Here is a 14,961-nt window from a genome sequence, read left to right as displayed (position 1 = left end):
TTAGCCTTTCCAGATCGGGCGGAGCGTCACGTAATAGTGGTACTCGATTTGTTGAAACAGCAGGCCACCGCGCGCCGGAACATTCTGGCGAAATCCGAAGGCCATGGCGCAAACCAGGGAAAACGGCGCGAGGATGGCTATGTAGGGAACAACCCGCAAAAGCCGCTCGGACCGGGCCTTGACCAAAACCGGGATCGTCAAGGCGACCCAAATGCCCAACGTGACCCAGTCGTCCGCATGTGCGTTCCAGTCGGCTTGAGCAGGGTAGAGCAACCAGGACGTGAACCCAGCCAGGCAAACGGAGCCGCAGGCGATCATCGCGCGCCGCGGGTGCCCACCGTAATACCCAAATATGAGAGCGGTGATCAGAAGGCCGGAACACAGGATGAAATCGACGCGCGGCACCAGCCCGCCCACATAAGCCAGAAGGATCAGGCCAATGGTGGAAAAGCGAAATGCTTCGTCAGGGTTCCAGCCGATGCCAGCCGCACCAAGGGCGTGCCGCGCCCCGCCAGACCGGACCGAGATCACGAACAGCGCGATCGAGAGGCACAACAGGCCCACAAAGATGAACAACGGAACAATGGCTGCCGAGTCGTACCATTGGGTACCGCTGACCCCCGCCTTGTTTTCTCCCCACAGGGGGATGTCCATGGTCTCCCACAGGAAGAACACTGATGTTGCCCCCAAAACCAGCGACGCCCAGAAATCCCGTGCGCGCAGGACCAGAATGTCCTCAGCCTTTTCCAACTTTGCCCTCCCGTGCAAAAAAAGGGGCGCGGAACCGCGCCCCCAAGATCGTTTGTCGCTCAGGGCTTCTCGATGCCCAGAGAGGCCGGATCGACGGTCGTCGCACCCAAATCTTGCAGGGTGTATGCAAAGGTGGATTCCAGCGTCGAGAACAGCTTCTGCGCCTCGGGTCCGTACTGTCCGCCGATGTCATAATTGTTTGCTGCGGCCCAATCGGCCACGGCTTGCGAGGCCATGGCTTTCTGGAACGCATCCGCCAGTTTTGCCTTTACATCGTCGCTTGCCGAATTGTGGACCGCAAAGCCGATTGCCTGTTTCAGCGGCAAATATTGGTCGAGCCCGTCATAGATGCCAAAGGCCGAAGGAACGGTCATTCCCGCGATTTCCGCGTTTTCAGGCGTCAGCATCGCCAGAGGGCGCAACTGTCCGCCTTCGATCAGCGGGGCCTGTTCCGCCAGCGAGGTCACGACCAGCGCAACTTCACCGGCGATGGCGGCCTCTTGCCCCGGAGCTGAGCCTTTGTAGGGGACGAATTTGAACTCGGCGCCCGAGCCCTTTTCGATGGCCAGCAGGTTCAGGTGGTGGATGGATCCCGCACCCGAGGCTGCCGCGGGGATGGTTCCGGGCGCGGCCTTCGCCGCGTCCACCAACTCTTCAAGACTGTTGTAGGGGCTGTCTGCGGGAACCGAGATCAAATCAGGCGAGCCGCCAACGATGAACGGATACCAGTAGTCGAACTTTTTGTCCCAGCCGCCCTGGACGGCGGCGGTCACGTTTGATTCGGAAAGTCCGACCAACGTATAGCCGTCATCAGGCTGGTTCATGACGTAGACCATTCCGTTTGAACCCGCCACGCCTCCGGTCTGATTGATCACGTTGATCGACACCGGCAGGTGTTTCTCTATCTCGGCCATGATCATCCGGTTGATGGTGTCGGTACCGCCTCCGGCGCCCCAGACGACGGCGGTGGTAATGTCCCGGTAAGGATACTCCTGCGCGCTGGCGAGCCCTGCGGCACCTGCCGTCAATAGGGCGGCCGCGGCCAACCTTGCGATTTTCGACTTCATCTTTTCCTCCCAGATGCAGTGATGTGTTTGTTGTTGCATTAAATTGCGTATACGTTACACAATGCGTTGTCAACGACCGGAATTGATTTAAGGTCGAACGCAAGAACACAGGAAAAGGACGCAGGGCGCATATGGCCGAGAAACTAGAGATTGCAGTGTTCCACGGGGACGGGATCGGCCCGGAAATCATGGCTCCGACGCTAAGCATCCTTGCGCAGCTGTCTGAGCAGACCGAGGACTATACACTTGAGTTTCGGGAGGTTCCGGCCGGGGCAGCCCACTATGCGCAAACCGGAGAATCATTTCCGAAAGCGTCAATGGATGCGGCGCGGCAGGCGGATGCCATTCTACTGTCCGCGATGGGTTTGCCGAACGTTCGGTACCCGGATGGGACCGAGATTTCCCCTCAGATCGACCTCCGCAAGGCGCTGGGGCTGTTTGCCGGTGTGCGCCCTGTGCGGGTGAGGGCCGGGCAGGCGACACCGTTGGCCCTGCCGCCCGGCAAGGAAATTGACTTCGTTCTGATCCGCGAAAGTACTGAGGGGTTGTTTCACACCCAGGGGTGCGGAGAAGTGACCGAGGATGAGGCGCGCGAGACGCTGCTGATCACCCGAGAGGTCTGCGAAAAGCTGTTTCGGTTTACCTTCCAGTTGGCGCATGACCGAAAGGCATCCGGGCAGGGTCGGGGTCGAGTCACCTGTGTGGACAAGGCCAACGTCTTCCGCGCCTTTGCATTCTTCCGAGATCTGTTCGATGCCGAGGCTGAGCGTCACCCGGACCTGGTTGCGGATCATGCCTATGTGGATGCAACGGCCTTGTGGATGGTTCAGAAGCCTTGGGAATTCGATGTTCTGGTCACGGAAAACATGTTTGGAGACATTTTGTCTGACCTTGGGGCCGGGCTGATGGGAGGGCTGGGTCTGGCGCCCTCGGCTGACATTGGTCTGGATCATGCGGTGTTCCAGCCGTGTCACGGTTCCGCCCCCGACATTGCCGGGGAGGGCATCGCCAATCCGTTTGCCATGTTCCAGTCGGCGGCGATGATGCTGGAGTGGCTTGGGTTGCGGCATCAGATCCCGGCGTTGTCGCGCGATGGGCAACGGCTGCACGCCGCAGTCGACAGCGTCGTGTCCGAGGGCCGAATTCTGACCCGTGATCTGGGCGGAGAAGCCGACACGCTGGCCGCAGCGCGGGCGGTAGCGGACAGGGTGTTCTCGGTGTGAGCAGCCAGCAGTTCATTCGTGTCGCCTGTGTCGGCGCCGGCTATTTCAGCCAGTTCCACTATGGCAGCTGGCGCCGCATACCGCAGGTTCAACTGGTCGCCGCATGTGATCGCGATCTCGAGAAGGCGGCCGCCACTGGGTTGCCTGCCTATGATGATCTGCCGTCGATGCTGACCCAGGAAACGCCCCAGCTGTTGGACATAATCCTGCCGCCTGACGGTCATGCCGACGCAATTCGCGCCGCGCTGGACGCGGGTGTGGGTTGGATCCTGTGCCAAAAACCGTTTTGTCGATCTCTGGCAGAAGCGGAGGATGTACTGAAGGACGCTCGGGATGCCGGAGCCACCGTCGTTGTCCACGAGAATTTTCGCTTTCAGCCGTGGTATCGGGTGATGAAGGACGCCCTGACACGCGGGGATATCGGGACACCGCTGCAGGCCACGTTCCGGCTGCGCCCGGGCGACGGGCAGGGGCCTCGCGCTTATCTTGATCGGCAACCCTATTTTCAGAAAATGCCGCGTTTTCTGATCCACGAAACGGCGGTGCATTGGGTCGATACGTTCCGGTTCTTGTTCGGCAAGCCAGTCTCGGTTTATGCCGATCTGCGGCGGATCAACCCGGTCATTGCCGGAGAGGACGCAGGCTATGTAATCTTTGAGTTCGAAAACGGGTTGAGGGCCGTATTCGATGGCAACCGGAACCTGGATCATGCCTCGGACAATCTGCGCCGCACCATGGGGGAGGCCCTGATCGAAGGCACCGGCGGAACGCTGACGATGGATGGCTTTGGCGCCGTTGGGCTGCGGGAATTCGGCAGCCAGAGCAGCGTGCAGTTGCTTGCGCCCGATAAATGGGAGGGCTTTGGTGGCGATTGCGTGCACGCATTGCAGCAGCATGTCATATCCGGTCTTCTAAATGGAACGCATTTGGAAAATACTGGCCCGGACTATCTGGACGTTATCCGCATTGAGCAGGCGATCTACAGATCTGATGCGGAGGGCAGGAAAATCGTTTTGGAGGCCGAATGAAAAACGAGACCGGCAAGGCTCTCTCGAATACCCAGCGCGCGGTGCGGGACTTGCGGCGGATGATCCTGACCGGAGAGTTGGCCGCGGGCACCGACCATCTGGAAACCGAGCTGGCAGAGCAGTTGGGGATGTCGCGCACGCCGGTTCGCGAAGCAGCGCTGATGCTGGAAAGCAAGGGCCTGTTGGAAATGCGGCCGCGCAAAGGGGTGCGGATCCTGCCGGTATCTCCGGATGATATGCGCGAGATCTATGACATTTTGACCGAGTTGGAGAGCCTTGCAGCCGAACGCGCGGCCGAGGCCGGATTTTCTGAACAGGACCTTCAGCCGTTGGCGGACTCGATCGCCCAAATGGATCGCGCCATCGGTGAGGAAGACCTGGAGGCGTGGGCCAAGGCCGATGACCTGTTCCACCGCGAGCTTGTCCGGTTGGGTGGCAACCGACGGGTGGAAAGCATCGTTTCCATGATGAGCGACCAGGTCCGCAGGGCGCGGGCCTCGACCCTGTTCATTCGCCCGTTACCGGTCAAATCGAATGAAGATCACCGTGCGGTCTATACCGCAATCCGTGACGGCAAACCTGAGGTTGCGCGCGACCGGCATCGCCAGCACCGGCTGCATGCCAAATCCGTCATCATCGACATCTTGGAAAAGCATCGGCTGAACAAGCTGTAGCCAGTCAGTTCGGTCACCCCGCTGGCCGTACTTCTGCCAGTGGTGCAATCTGGACTTCCAGTCCCAACAGGGGATATGGCCAATAAAGCGGCGCGATGCGAAAGGACTTCCGGTGCAGATAACCCAGCAGATGGCAGGCGACAACGTCTATTACATCAATCTGGACCGTGTGCCCGAGCGCCGGGCGTTCATGGAGGCGCAGTTTCTGAAGGCGGGCCTTGTGGGGGCACATAGGATCAGTGCGACGGATGCCAGTCAGCCGGGTGCGTTGGAGCAAAACGGATATGTTGCGGGAACGGGAACGCGCTGGGGTCTGACGACCAGCGAAATCGCCTGTTTCGAAAGCCATAGATCGGTTTGGCAGCGGATCGTCGATCGGAACCTTCCAGCCGCTGTCGTCTTTGAGGATGATGTGGAAATGTCCTCTGACGCTGGCCGGGTGATCACCGAAGTGCTGAACCACCCGGAAGCCTATGATTGCGTCAAATTGGATTACTCGCCCCGGTCACTGCGCTTTGGGCCGGAGACCGGGATCGGAAATGCCCGCGTGCGCCCAATGTTGGAAATGGCGCCAAGTGCGGCGGCCTATGTTCTGTCACAGGCAGGCTGCCGCAAACTGTTGGCCTGGTCGCAGAGATATTCTGACCATCTCGATGACTTTCTGTCGTTGCCGCGCAGGGATTGGAACATGTTTCAGTGCTTTCCGGCCGTTGGTGTTCAGATGATCTGGTCGGGACGGCAGGAGCAGATCGACGAGCCGATCAAAAGCAGTGAGCGAACCCAAAACGCCGCCACGAACAGCGGATTGGACAAGGGCCCCACATGGTTTCGGCTGCGGCGCGAGCTTCAGTCGGCCGGCCGCAAACTGACATGGAAGCTGGGCGGTCAGGCGCGGCTTGTCCAGCGCGGCGGCATGGTGGGCTTCATTCCCTGTGCCGACGATCTGATCGTGCGCCCTTGGTCCTGAAGTCTTTGAGCCAGTGGTGAAAAACCGAGCGGTTCCAACCATCCGCGCCGGTCGCAAGGCGCATAAACGTTAACAAAACTCTCGATTTGATATAATCTCGCAGTGTTACTGCGCGATTTTTTGGGGTTTTGGTGTGGGTCAAACGATTTACGAGAAATACGGCGGGTTCAAAACCATCAGCCGGATCGTGATGACATTTTACGAAATGGCATTGGAATCGGATGAGATCGGAGGCTACTTCGAAGACATCGACATGCCTCGGTTGATCGATCATCAAACCAAGTTCGTTTCGTCTCTGGTGGGTGGACCAGCGTCTTTCAGTGATGATCGGATCGAGGCCGTGCATCGGCACCTCAACATCAGCCATGATGATTTCGACGAGATGGCTACGCTGTTCGGTGAAGCACTTTCAATTCATGGAATGACCGAAGATGACGTGCAGGTCGCGCTGGTTGCGATCGAGGGCAAGAGGGCGATCATCGTTGCCCGGGATGCGGCATGAGCATTCTGGCCATCAACGAGCATCTGCTGCGTGCCATCGGGGTCGGTGTTGCAGTATTGCGGGCCTCGGACCTGACCTTCGTGTTCCACAATGGCCCATTCGCCGAATGGTTCGGCAAACCCGAGCCCGGTCAGACACTTTTGGATATTTTGCCGGATCTGGACCAGCGCGAGCTGGATGACGTTAAGCAATCGGGCCTGCGGTATTCGGCAGAGCTGCAGATGAAGCCGAAACGCCGCACGCTGATCTTCGCGGTGACGATTTCCTTGGCCAATGGGATGGATGAGCAGGTTCTGGTTGTCGAATGTCAGAACATCACGAAAATTCGTGAGCTGGAAAGCATGATCGACAGCTATTCGACAATGGTCGAGCGCAATACTCGCGAGTTGGAAAGAGAAAAGGAAAGGGTCGAACGGCTTTTGCTGAACCTGATGCCGCGTGCGGTCTATGAAGAGTTCAAAACCTTCGGCGTAGTGACGCCTCAGCTGTATGATCAGGTTTCCGTGGTCATGCTGGATTTCGTCGGCTTTACGGATTTTGCGGCAAAAACCGACCCTACGGTCACCCTCAGTGAGTTGAATGACATCTTCACCGCCTTCGACCGGATCGTCGAACAGTTCGGCTGTGAACGGATCAAGACGATCGGAGACGCTTATCTTGCGGTGTCAGGCATGCCGGACGCGACGCCCGACCATGCCACGGCGGTTGCGCATTGTGCGGTCCGATTTCTGCGGTATCTGGAACGGCGCAACGAAAGTCATCCGCACAAATGGCAGGCCCGGATCGGGCTTGGCATGGGGCCGGCCGTTGGGTCCGTGGTAGGGATCCAGAAATACGTCTATGACGTTTTTGGACCGGCCGTGAACATCGCATCGCGGTTGCAGGTCTTTGCGAACCCCATGAACATCGTTGCCCCCGAAGAGATGAAATATGCGCTGATCGATGAATTCCAGGTCTCGGACCTGGGTCCGGTCGACATCAAGGGGATGGGCATGATGGATCTGATCAATGTCACCTCACGGCTGAACGCACCGCATGCCAGCCGAATGTTTTGACGATCATTCGTCGGGCGGCACCAGCCCCAACCCTCTGAGGTAAATGCCGATCCCGGATTCCAGCAGGTCTTCGGGCGGGAAGGGCGAACTGGCCCCCGCATTGCGGGCATAAAGCTCTACGACACCATGGCTCATCGCCCAGATATGCGCGCTGAACATAGACGCCGGTGGGCGCTTTTCCGGCGGGATGTGTTCTGAAAGATCGGCCGCAGCCATTTCCAGAACCTCTTTTGCCCGGTTGGCGGCCAACGCCAGCTCGGGCGTCCGGTTGACCGAGATTCCGCTTTCGAACATCGAGATGTAATGGCCGGGATGCTTGCGCGCAAACGCCAGATATGCACGCCCGGTCGCTTCGAAAGCGGCCAGCGCCGAGGGCTGCCCCTTGTCATAGGCATACTGCATGAGGTCCGCGAACATCTCGAACCCCTGACGGGCCGCCTCGGCGATCAGATCCTCGCGACCCTGATAGTGTCGGTAAACCGCGGCTGGGGTGACACCGGCCCGTTTTGCGGCTTCAGACAGGGTGAAGCCGGTCGGACCTTTTTCCTCGATCAGCGAGAGGGCGGCGTCGATCAGCGCCTGTTTAAGATTCCCATGGTGATAGCCGCGTTTGGTCATTCCGACGGCACCTGCCTGTGTTTGCGTGCTCTTTTACCAACCAGACATAATGCACGCGGGGCAGCAGGTCCAATCTTTGAGACATGATCAAAGGGACCAATGCTTGACCAAAGACGCCCTAGACTACGCATCCCAGATTTCCGGTCCGCCACAAATCATCGGGTCGGGCTCGCCAACGGCTTCGACGTCCTTTTCGTCATAGTCCACGTTCGACAATACCGCCCGGATTGCCGTAAGCCGCGCGCGCTTCTTGTCGTCTGAACGGATGATCGTCCAAGGGCACAGATCGGAGTGGGAGCGTGTCAGAGTTTCGGAAATTGACTGCGTGTATTCATCCCATTTGCCCAGACCGGCGATGTCGATAGGGCTCAGTTTCCATTGTTTCAGCGGGTCATTCTCGCGCGCGAGAAACCGATTGAGCTGTTCTGCGCGTCCGACGTTGAGCCAGAACTTGAAAAGGTGAATGCCGTCATGCACAAGCCCGATCTCCAGCGGCATGACTTGCCTGAAGAAGCGTTCCCGCTGGTCTGCGGTACAGAATCCAAACACGTTTTCGACGACCCCCCGGTTGTACCAGCTGCGATCGAAGAAAACGATCTCGCCGGCTGATGGCAGGTGCTGGATGTACCGCTGGAAATACCATTGGCTGCGCTCGGCGTCGGAGGGTTTGCTGAGGGCGACATTGCGGGCGCCACGCGGGTTCAGGTTTTCCCGGAATCGCTTGATCGTACCGCCTTTGCCTGCTGCATCCCGGCCCTCGAACACGATCGCGATGCGTTGTCCGGTTTCCTTGACCCATGCCTGCATCTTGACCAGTTCGATCTGCAGGGCCTCCATCTGATTGTCATAGTCCTTGCGCTTCATCCTTTCCTGATATGGGTAGCTGGGGTTGAGGATGTCGCCTTTTTCAGCGTCTTCGATGGCCTTTCGCACGCTCTCGGGAGCGTCGTTCCGAAAGTAGCTGTTGATTGCTCGGTCCGCTGCACGGGTCATGAGTTGCCTCGCCATAAAATCCAGTTTCTACTATGGATTACGGGCGGGGTTAACGCAAATCCGCTCGTTCGGCGACACGTTCGATCGCAGCAGCAACTTCTGGAGCGGCCACCACTTGAGGCATGTGACCCATACCTTCAAGTTCGATCAGCTCAGCGCCGGGGATTTGTTCGATTAACCGCTCGGAATGCCAGCCCAGCCCAACTGTGGTGTCTGCCGTACCATGCACAATTTCGGTGGGCACCGAAATCTCGGGGTAGCGCGGTTGCAGCTCGGCAACTTCGTTCAGGAGGTTGGCCCGTTGTTTTGCGTTGGCATGCATCGACGACCGGCGGAGCGTCAGGGGCGGGCCAAAGTGCTCGGCATAGCCTTCGGGTGCCGTTTGGGGGGCAAAGACCGTATCCAGGGCCTTGTTGACGTACCAGTCCGGAACGTAGGCGGTGATCAACGGCAGGACGAGAGCATTTCCCCAGGCGGTCGAGGTAATCCGGTTGAAGGAATCGAGCGGAGTTTCCCATGGCACCGCGGCCGGGGCGATCAGGACCAGAGCCGAGATGTTGTCAGGTCGCGTCACAGCCCAGGCCAGCGATACCGACCCGCCATAGCTTTGACCGGCTACGATGGGTTTGTCGGCCCCCAGCATCGCGGCAGCTTTCTGCAGGATTTCTGCCTGCTCAACGATGGTTTCGCCCTCCGCCGAGAAGCTCTGAGAATAGCCCAGCCCCGGTCGGTCAAATACAATGACCCGAAAGGATTTTGCCAGCAACGGCGCCAGAGCAAACGTCATGTCCCGGGTATTGCCGCTGGACCCGTGGATCAGGACGACATCCGGGCCTTCGCCAATGACGACGGCATGTACAGCAACGCCGTCGACATCCAATATCTGACCCTCTGGCGGAAACGCGGCCTCGGCCCGGGCCTCATGGCGTGCGGCAAGCCAAGCCGTCAAAGCCGCAAAAAGGGCCGCAAACAGGCCTAGGTATATCAACGACTTAATGACCAATTTTCGTCATGTCGAAAGGAGTGGTCTGGTAGATTTCGTTGATCCAGTTCCCATACAGCAGATGCGCATGGCTACGCCACCGATTCTGAGGCGTGCGGGACGGGTCATCGTCGGGATAATAGTTGATGGGTACGTTGATCGGAGTGCCATTGGCCACGTCCCTATCGTATTCCTGTTTCAGCGTGTCACTGTCGTATTCGAAGTGATTGAAGATATACAGCGCCCGGTTCTGCCGATCTTCAACCAGACACGGACCGACCTCGTCGCTGCCTAAAAGGGTCACAAGCCCTTTGGCAGCGTCGATTTCATCCTGCCGGACTTCGGTCCAGCGACTGACCGGGATCACGCAGTCATCCGAGAAACCTCGCAGGAAAGGCGAGGCCGGCGACAGGTTCCGATGCCGGAAACACCCAAACGCCTTGGCGTCCAGCATATGCTTTTTTACGCCATGAAAATGATAGATCATCGCCATGCCACCCCAGCACACGCCGAAGGTCGAATGCACATTGGTTCGGGTCCATTCAAACACCTCGGTCAGTTCGTCCCAATAGGTGACGTCCTGAAATTCCAGATGCTCGATGGGGGCGCCGGTGATGATCAGGCCGTCAAATTTCTGGTCCTTCACGTCCTGAAAAGGGCGGTAGAACTCTTCCATGTGTTCGGCCGCGGTGTTTTTCGTCTGATGCTCGGTCATGCGGATCAGAGACAACTCGATCTGCAGCGGCGTCGCGCCGATCAACCGGGCAAACTGGTTTTCGGTCTGGATTTTCTTCGGCATCAGGTTCAGCAACCCGATCTTCAGGGGCCGGATGTCCTGCCGTGCAGCCTGATCCTCGGCCATGACCATGACGCCCTCTTTCGTCAGAACGTCAAAGGCCGGGAGGTCGGACGGAATCTTGATAGGCATGAGGCGGGTTTTTCCAGTTTCTTCTGAAGCGTTCTAGTTAGGACGCCGCGGCGCGGGTCTCAAGTGTGCTCTCGATCAACTCATCGAAATCACGGGCATCCCGCACCTTGCCGATTGCGTCGGCGGTAACGGTGACCCCCCAATTCTCAGCCATGGATTGGTATCTGGGCTGACGGTGGGCCAGGGCGCGGGCATAGGTCCAGCGGATGAAGTCGTCTGGATTGACCTCTGCCTCGGCGCAGCCGTGCTGATCAAGGTATTCCTGCCAGGTGCGCGTCAGGAAATCGGCCTGGTACGACATCGGTTTGGGGGCCTTGTCGAACCGCCGGATCAGTTCGGCGGTGTGATCGTCGTCACCCTTGATCCAGACCATCAGGGTCTGGCGCGAGAGTTCCGACAGGACGTGGTCGGAAGGATTGTCAGGGTCCACCCATTCGCAGATTGACCCGCCGGTGTCACAGATGAAATGCGGGTATCCGTACAGACGCTGAGCGCGGTCAATGAAATATTCGGTGTCCAGCAGAGCGTGGATTTCGGCCTGCCGGAACTGCTCTTGCCGACGCCGATATTCCGGCATCGCCAGCCCACCCTGGTCCGGATTTCCGGGCTTGCCCAGATAGGCGGCGACCGGCGTCAGGTTTTCGAACGAAATGTTGGACCCGATATAGATCGAGTCAGAGAGCAGCAGATCCCGCAGAAAGGGGACCTTCATTGCCTCGGCCTTGGCGTTGTCGGTGATGTATTCACCCATGTAACGCGTGCCAATTCGATAATCGATCGAATAGTGGAACCAGTCGCCCGAGTCGCGAAGGATGTTCGATACATAAGTCTTGCCCAAGCCGGACATGCCGAAAAACAGCACCTTTTTGCGCGCCGCTTCGCGCCAGTCCTTTGCCGAACTGTAGATCATGTGCAACCGTCCCTTGTTTTGTCCTAGCTAAATCGGCCCGGCGATGGCGTCAATCTCGGCCGCGGGCTCGGCTTAGGATCAATAGCCCCAATGCAAGGATTGCAAAGCCGATGAAGGCATTCGGGGCAAGGGTTTCGTGCCGGACATAGGCGCCCAGCAGAATGGCGACTGGAGGGATGATCAGGGTGACCAGCAGCAGGTTGCCGCTGCCGGCTGCGGCCAGAACCCTGTAGTACAGCAGGTAGGCCCCAGCAGTAGCGACGAGTGCGTAATAGGCTACGGCGATCCACGCTGTCATTGGCAGGTCGAACGATGGCGCACCGTCGACGACCAGCATTACCGGCAGCATGACGATGGTTGACCCGCTCAGCATTCCCGCCGCCGCAACCTGCGGCGCCAGGCCTGACAAGCGCAGACGGGCCCAGACAGCCGCCAGCGCATAGGATACGGTCCCGGCCAGAATGGCCAACTGAGCAGCGCTTTGAAGGCTGAACCCAAGGAAATTGTGCAATCCGATTGCGGTGGAAACTCCGCCAAAGCCAAGCGCAACACCCACGGCTCGGCGTTTGGTCAGTCGCTCGTCGGGAAAGAACGCAGCCGCAACCAGAACGCCGAAGATTGCCGTGGCAGCGTTCAAGATCGAGGTCAGACCGGTGTCGACATACAATTGGCCCCAGGCCATCAGCGAGAAGGGCAATACGTTGTTCAACAGACCCATGACCAGAAAAGCGCCCCAAATACGCGGGTCCCTCGGTATCGTTTCTCGGCGGAAGAGGACGACGGCCCAAAGTACGAGCGCCGCCCAGAAAACGCGATGAAACACGGCCGTCATCACAGGTATCGTGTCCAGTGCGACGCGGATCGCCAGGAAGGACGCTCCCCAGATCAGTCCAAGGAGGATGAGCTCGAACCAGGCAAGGGCGGAGAGGGATTTTTGCTGCGTCATGGCTATTTCTTGCATGTTTATGTTTGCCTCACGCGGAATACTTGCATTCGGCAATTCGGTAAGCGACCCGGATCATGCGAAAAACCCCGCCACAGGGGCGGGGTTTTCCAATTCTGTATGAATGAGCCTATCCGTTAGTTCAGGGCGTAGGTAACCTGAATACCAACGCTCCACGCGCTGTTTCCAGAGAAGTTAGCCCGCGCCCCGGGGCCAGCACCGTCAGCGGTTGCGTCGCCCAGATCGGTATAGCGAACGCCGCCCGAAATCTTGGCACGTTCCATCGAGTAGGTGCCGCCAAGGCCGATGCTCCAGAACCCGTCGGTCGGACCCAGGTTGGAAACGGGCTCATTGGTTGCCGATTCATAGCCAAGGGTCACTGCGCCCGAGAACTGTTCGGAGAACTGGTAGCCAAGACCCAGCGAATAGGTCCAAGTCGGATCGTCATAGTCCACCAGCGCGCTGGTCGGCGGATAGTTCGGGGGATCGTAAACCGTTTGCGGCCAGTCGACCCAGCGGATCGATCCGAACAGCAGTGTCTTGGGGGCAACGCCGGTCTGGAAGTCCAGGTTCACCGATTGCGGAGAAACGACCTCGCTGGAAGTGTCGAATGTCGCAACAAAACCTCCAGGGGCCGGGGGGGGAGGGTTTAGCGACTCGGTTTGCGACAAGTCATGCGAGATCTTCGAGTTGTAGGTCAGCGCAACGCGCGCTGCGATCTCGGGCTTTTCCCAAGCCACACCTACGACGTAACCCAGCGCGGTGTCCTTGTCGGCATTCACCTCGTAACCAGCCGCCGCCGGAACGGCAACGTCAGCGCTGAGTCGCTGAATGCGCAATCCACCGATGGCGCTGAATCCGCCGTCGAACTTGTAGCGCAACAGGGCAGTAATAGCCTCTGTGTCGGCTTTCGCACGCAGAACGTCAGTGCGGCCGCCCGGGATCGGGTTCTGCGAGAGCGGGTAGTTCGAACCGTAGGCGATATCGGCACCGAACGGTTCGTCGTAGATCAGCGCAAAGTCGAGTTGGTCGGTGAAGGCGTGCTTGTACGCGAGATGAGGCGAGAAGAAGTCGTTTGCAACGTTGCCCGAGTCTACGCCCAGCATCGTGCCGCTTACACTTGGGTTGGTGTAGCCCAGGCGAAACTGTACGACGGAACCTTCCTCAAAAATAATGTTGATGCCTTGCCCACTACGGTCGATACCGCCGGCATGAGCGGCGGTCGCCCCTGCACAGAGCACGCACGCCTGTAACAGCGCTTTCTTCATGTATTCCTCCCTTTTCACTATCCGGCGCCACAGTATTGTCTTGTGAGTGTCAGTGGCGGTCATTTCTGTGACCATTATTCACGGGGAGTTGAAAAAAACGTCAACCACTGACCATACGTTAGTTTCCGCCAGTGACCGAACGTCAGTTTTTGTGTGTGGTTTTTGCCAGAGTTCCCGATCCTGCACGGCCTTCGGACCAGACATTCAGGAAAATGCCCGAGAAAATCACGACGGCGCCCAGCATGGTCCACTGATCCAAGGGTTCGTGATACAGCAGCATCCCAACGATGGCGATGGTCGGCAGGCGCGCGAAATCAAAGGGAATAACGACCGTGGCCGGAGCGATGGCAAGCGCGTTTGTAATGCAGAAATGGGCCAGCAGGCCGGCCAGCCCGACCAGCAATAGCAGGGGCGCGCTTTGAGCGGTTGGCAGGACGATCTGCCCGTCCGCTCCGGCAACAGCAAGACCCATTACGGCCTGCATCGTAGTCAGCCAGAAAACGATGCATCCGATGCTGGCGAAACCTGTCAGCTTCTTCGTCGAAATCGTTGTAAGCGCAAAGAAAACAGCCGAGGAGGCCGCTGCAAGAACACCGGGCGTGAGCGGGGTGGCTCCGGGTCGGGCGACGATCAATATGCCTGCGAAACCTATGATTGCCGACATGACCCGCGTGGGTGTCAGGCGTTCGCCCAGCAGAAGCGGAGACAGAAGTACGACCCATATCGGTTGCGTAAATTCCAACGCAAAAACCTGCGCCAGAGGGATGACGCTGACAGCGTAGAACCACAGGTTTTGACCCGCAAAATGCAACGAGTTTCGAACCGCGTGCAGACCCAGACGTTGTGTCGATACCTGGTGCCATTTGCCGGTTGCCGTCAAAACGGCCGAGACGACGATGACGCCCACAATGCTGCGGTACATCATGATTTCAAACGTGTCGTGCGTCAGGCTAAGCTCGCGCCCGGCAACGGCCATTGTCGAGAACGAAGCGATCGCCCCGGTCATCCAAAGCGCGGTTTTGGCAATCATCGATTTGCTATCGCGCATGTTTC

Annotated in this window: 16 protein-coding genes; 6 read left to right on the top strand and 10 right to left on the bottom strand. The window is 58.6% G+C overall.

The window, feature by feature from the left end; genetic code table 11:
• Together AC2FNZ_RS18190 and AC2FNZ_RS18185 are read right to left on the bottom strand one after the other, a co-directional pair.
• Entirely contained in the window at positions 1-750 is a 750-nt protein-coding gene (locus AC2FNZ_RS18190; protein WP_496841514.1) for a hypothetical protein, read from the bottom strand.
• Positions 751-809: 59 nt separating this feature from the next.
• Positions 810-1,817: a Bug family tripartite tricarboxylate transporter substrate binding protein gene (locus AC2FNZ_RS18185; RefSeq protein WP_496841512.1), complete on the bottom strand. Its 1,008-nt coding sequence runs from the start codon at positions 1,815-1,817 to the stop codon at positions 810-812.
• A 131-nt stretch (positions 1,818-1,948) separates the two neighbouring features.
• Here AC2FNZ_RS18185 and AC2FNZ_RS18180 point away from each other — a divergent pair, with 131 nt between their 5' ends.
• From AC2FNZ_RS18180 to AC2FNZ_RS18155, 6 genes are all read left to right on the top strand, one after another.
• On the top strand, positions 1,949-3,040 hold the full coding sequence (locus tag AC2FNZ_RS18180) for an isocitrate/isopropylmalate dehydrogenase family protein (protein WP_496841511.1): 1,092 nt from the start codon (positions 1,949-1,951) through the stop codon (positions 3,038-3,040).
• A complete protein-coding gene (locus tag AC2FNZ_RS18175) occupies positions 3,037-4,068 on the top strand; it encodes a Gfo/Idh/MocA family protein (RefSeq protein WP_496841509.1) in 1,032 nt (343 codons plus the stop codon). The genes AC2FNZ_RS18180 and AC2FNZ_RS18175 overlap by 4 nt, the downstream gene beginning before the upstream one ends.
• Entirely contained in the window at positions 4,065-4,742 is a 678-nt protein-coding gene (locus AC2FNZ_RS18170; RefSeq protein WP_170455060.1) for a GntR family transcriptional regulator, read from the top strand. Before AC2FNZ_RS18175 ends, AC2FNZ_RS18170 begins: the two co-directional genes overlap by 4 nt.
• A 112-nt stretch (positions 4,743-4,854) precedes the next feature.
• On the top strand, positions 4,855-5,709 hold the full coding sequence (locus AC2FNZ_RS18165) for a glycosyltransferase family 25 protein (RefSeq protein WP_496841508.1): 855 nt from the start codon (positions 4,855-4,857) through the stop codon (positions 5,707-5,709).
• 133 nt (positions 5,710-5,842) lie between these two features.
• A complete protein-coding gene (locus AC2FNZ_RS18160) occupies positions 5,843-6,211 on the top strand; it encodes a group I truncated hemoglobin (RefSeq protein ID WP_496841506.1) in 369 nt (122 codons plus the stop codon).
• Positions 6,208-7,266 (top strand): adenylate/guanylate cyclase domain-containing protein, encoded by a 1,059-nt coding sequence (locus AC2FNZ_RS18155; RefSeq protein WP_093961896.1) that lies wholly within the window; start codon positions 6,208-6,210, stop codon positions 7,264-7,266. Before AC2FNZ_RS18160 ends, AC2FNZ_RS18155 begins: the two co-directional genes overlap by 4 nt.
• 3 nt (positions 7,267-7,269) lie before the next feature.
• On the opposite strand, the gene AC2FNZ_RS18150 is transcribed toward AC2FNZ_RS18155, so the two are convergent.
• The 8 genes from AC2FNZ_RS18150 to AC2FNZ_RS18115 all read right to left on the bottom strand — a co-directional run bounded on the left by AC2FNZ_RS18150 (position 7,270) and on the right by AC2FNZ_RS18115 (position 14,956).
• Positions 7,270-7,884, bottom strand: coding sequence for a TetR/AcrR family transcriptional regulator (locus AC2FNZ_RS18150; protein WP_093961897.1), 615 nt, complete (start codon positions 7,882-7,884; stop codon positions 7,270-7,272).
• Positions 7,885-8,007: 123 nt separating this feature from the next.
• Entirely contained in the window at positions 8,008-8,877 is an 870-nt protein-coding gene (gene ppk2, locus AC2FNZ_RS18145; protein WP_496841504.1) for a polyphosphate kinase 2, read from the bottom strand.
• A 49-nt stretch (positions 8,878-8,926) separates the two neighbouring features.
• The gene (locus AC2FNZ_RS18140) at positions 8,927-9,874 is read right to left on the bottom strand and encodes an alpha/beta fold hydrolase (RefSeq protein ID WP_496833217.1); all 948 of its coding nucleotides are present in this window, start codon (positions 9,872-9,874) and stop codon (positions 8,927-8,929) included.
• Positions 9,870-10,787: a homoserine O-acetyltransferase MetA gene (gene metA, locus AC2FNZ_RS18135; RefSeq protein ID WP_170338894.1), complete on the bottom strand. Its 918-nt coding sequence runs from the start codon at positions 10,785-10,787 to the stop codon at positions 9,870-9,872. The genes AC2FNZ_RS18140 and metA overlap by 5 nt, the downstream gene beginning before the upstream one ends.
• A gap of 37 nt (positions 10,788-10,824) precedes the next feature.
• A complete protein-coding gene (locus tag AC2FNZ_RS18130; RefSeq protein WP_496841502.1) occupies positions 10,825-11,697 on the bottom strand; it encodes an ATPase in 873 nt (290 codons plus the stop codon).
• A gap of 49 nt (positions 11,698-11,746) precedes the next feature.
• The gene (locus AC2FNZ_RS18125) at positions 11,747-12,643 is read right to left on the bottom strand and encodes a DMT family transporter (RefSeq protein WP_496841501.1); all 897 of its coding nucleotides are present in this window, start codon (positions 12,641-12,643) and stop codon (positions 11,747-11,749) included.
• Between the two features lie 134 nt (positions 12,644-12,777).
• Positions 12,778-13,908, bottom strand: coding sequence for an OmpP1/FadL family transporter (locus AC2FNZ_RS18120; RefSeq protein ID WP_170363590.1), 1,131 nt, complete (start codon positions 13,906-13,908; stop codon positions 12,778-12,780).
• A 142-nt stretch (positions 13,909-14,050) separates the two neighbouring features.
• Entirely contained in the window at positions 14,051-14,956 is a 906-nt protein-coding gene (locus AC2FNZ_RS18115; protein ID WP_496841498.1) for a DMT family transporter, read from the bottom strand.
• Positions 14,957-14,961: the final 5 nt, after the last annotated feature.

Source organism: Ruegeria sp. SAZA006, from assembly GCF_059613465.1.
This window is presented reverse-complemented; position numbering and strand designations above follow the sequence as displayed.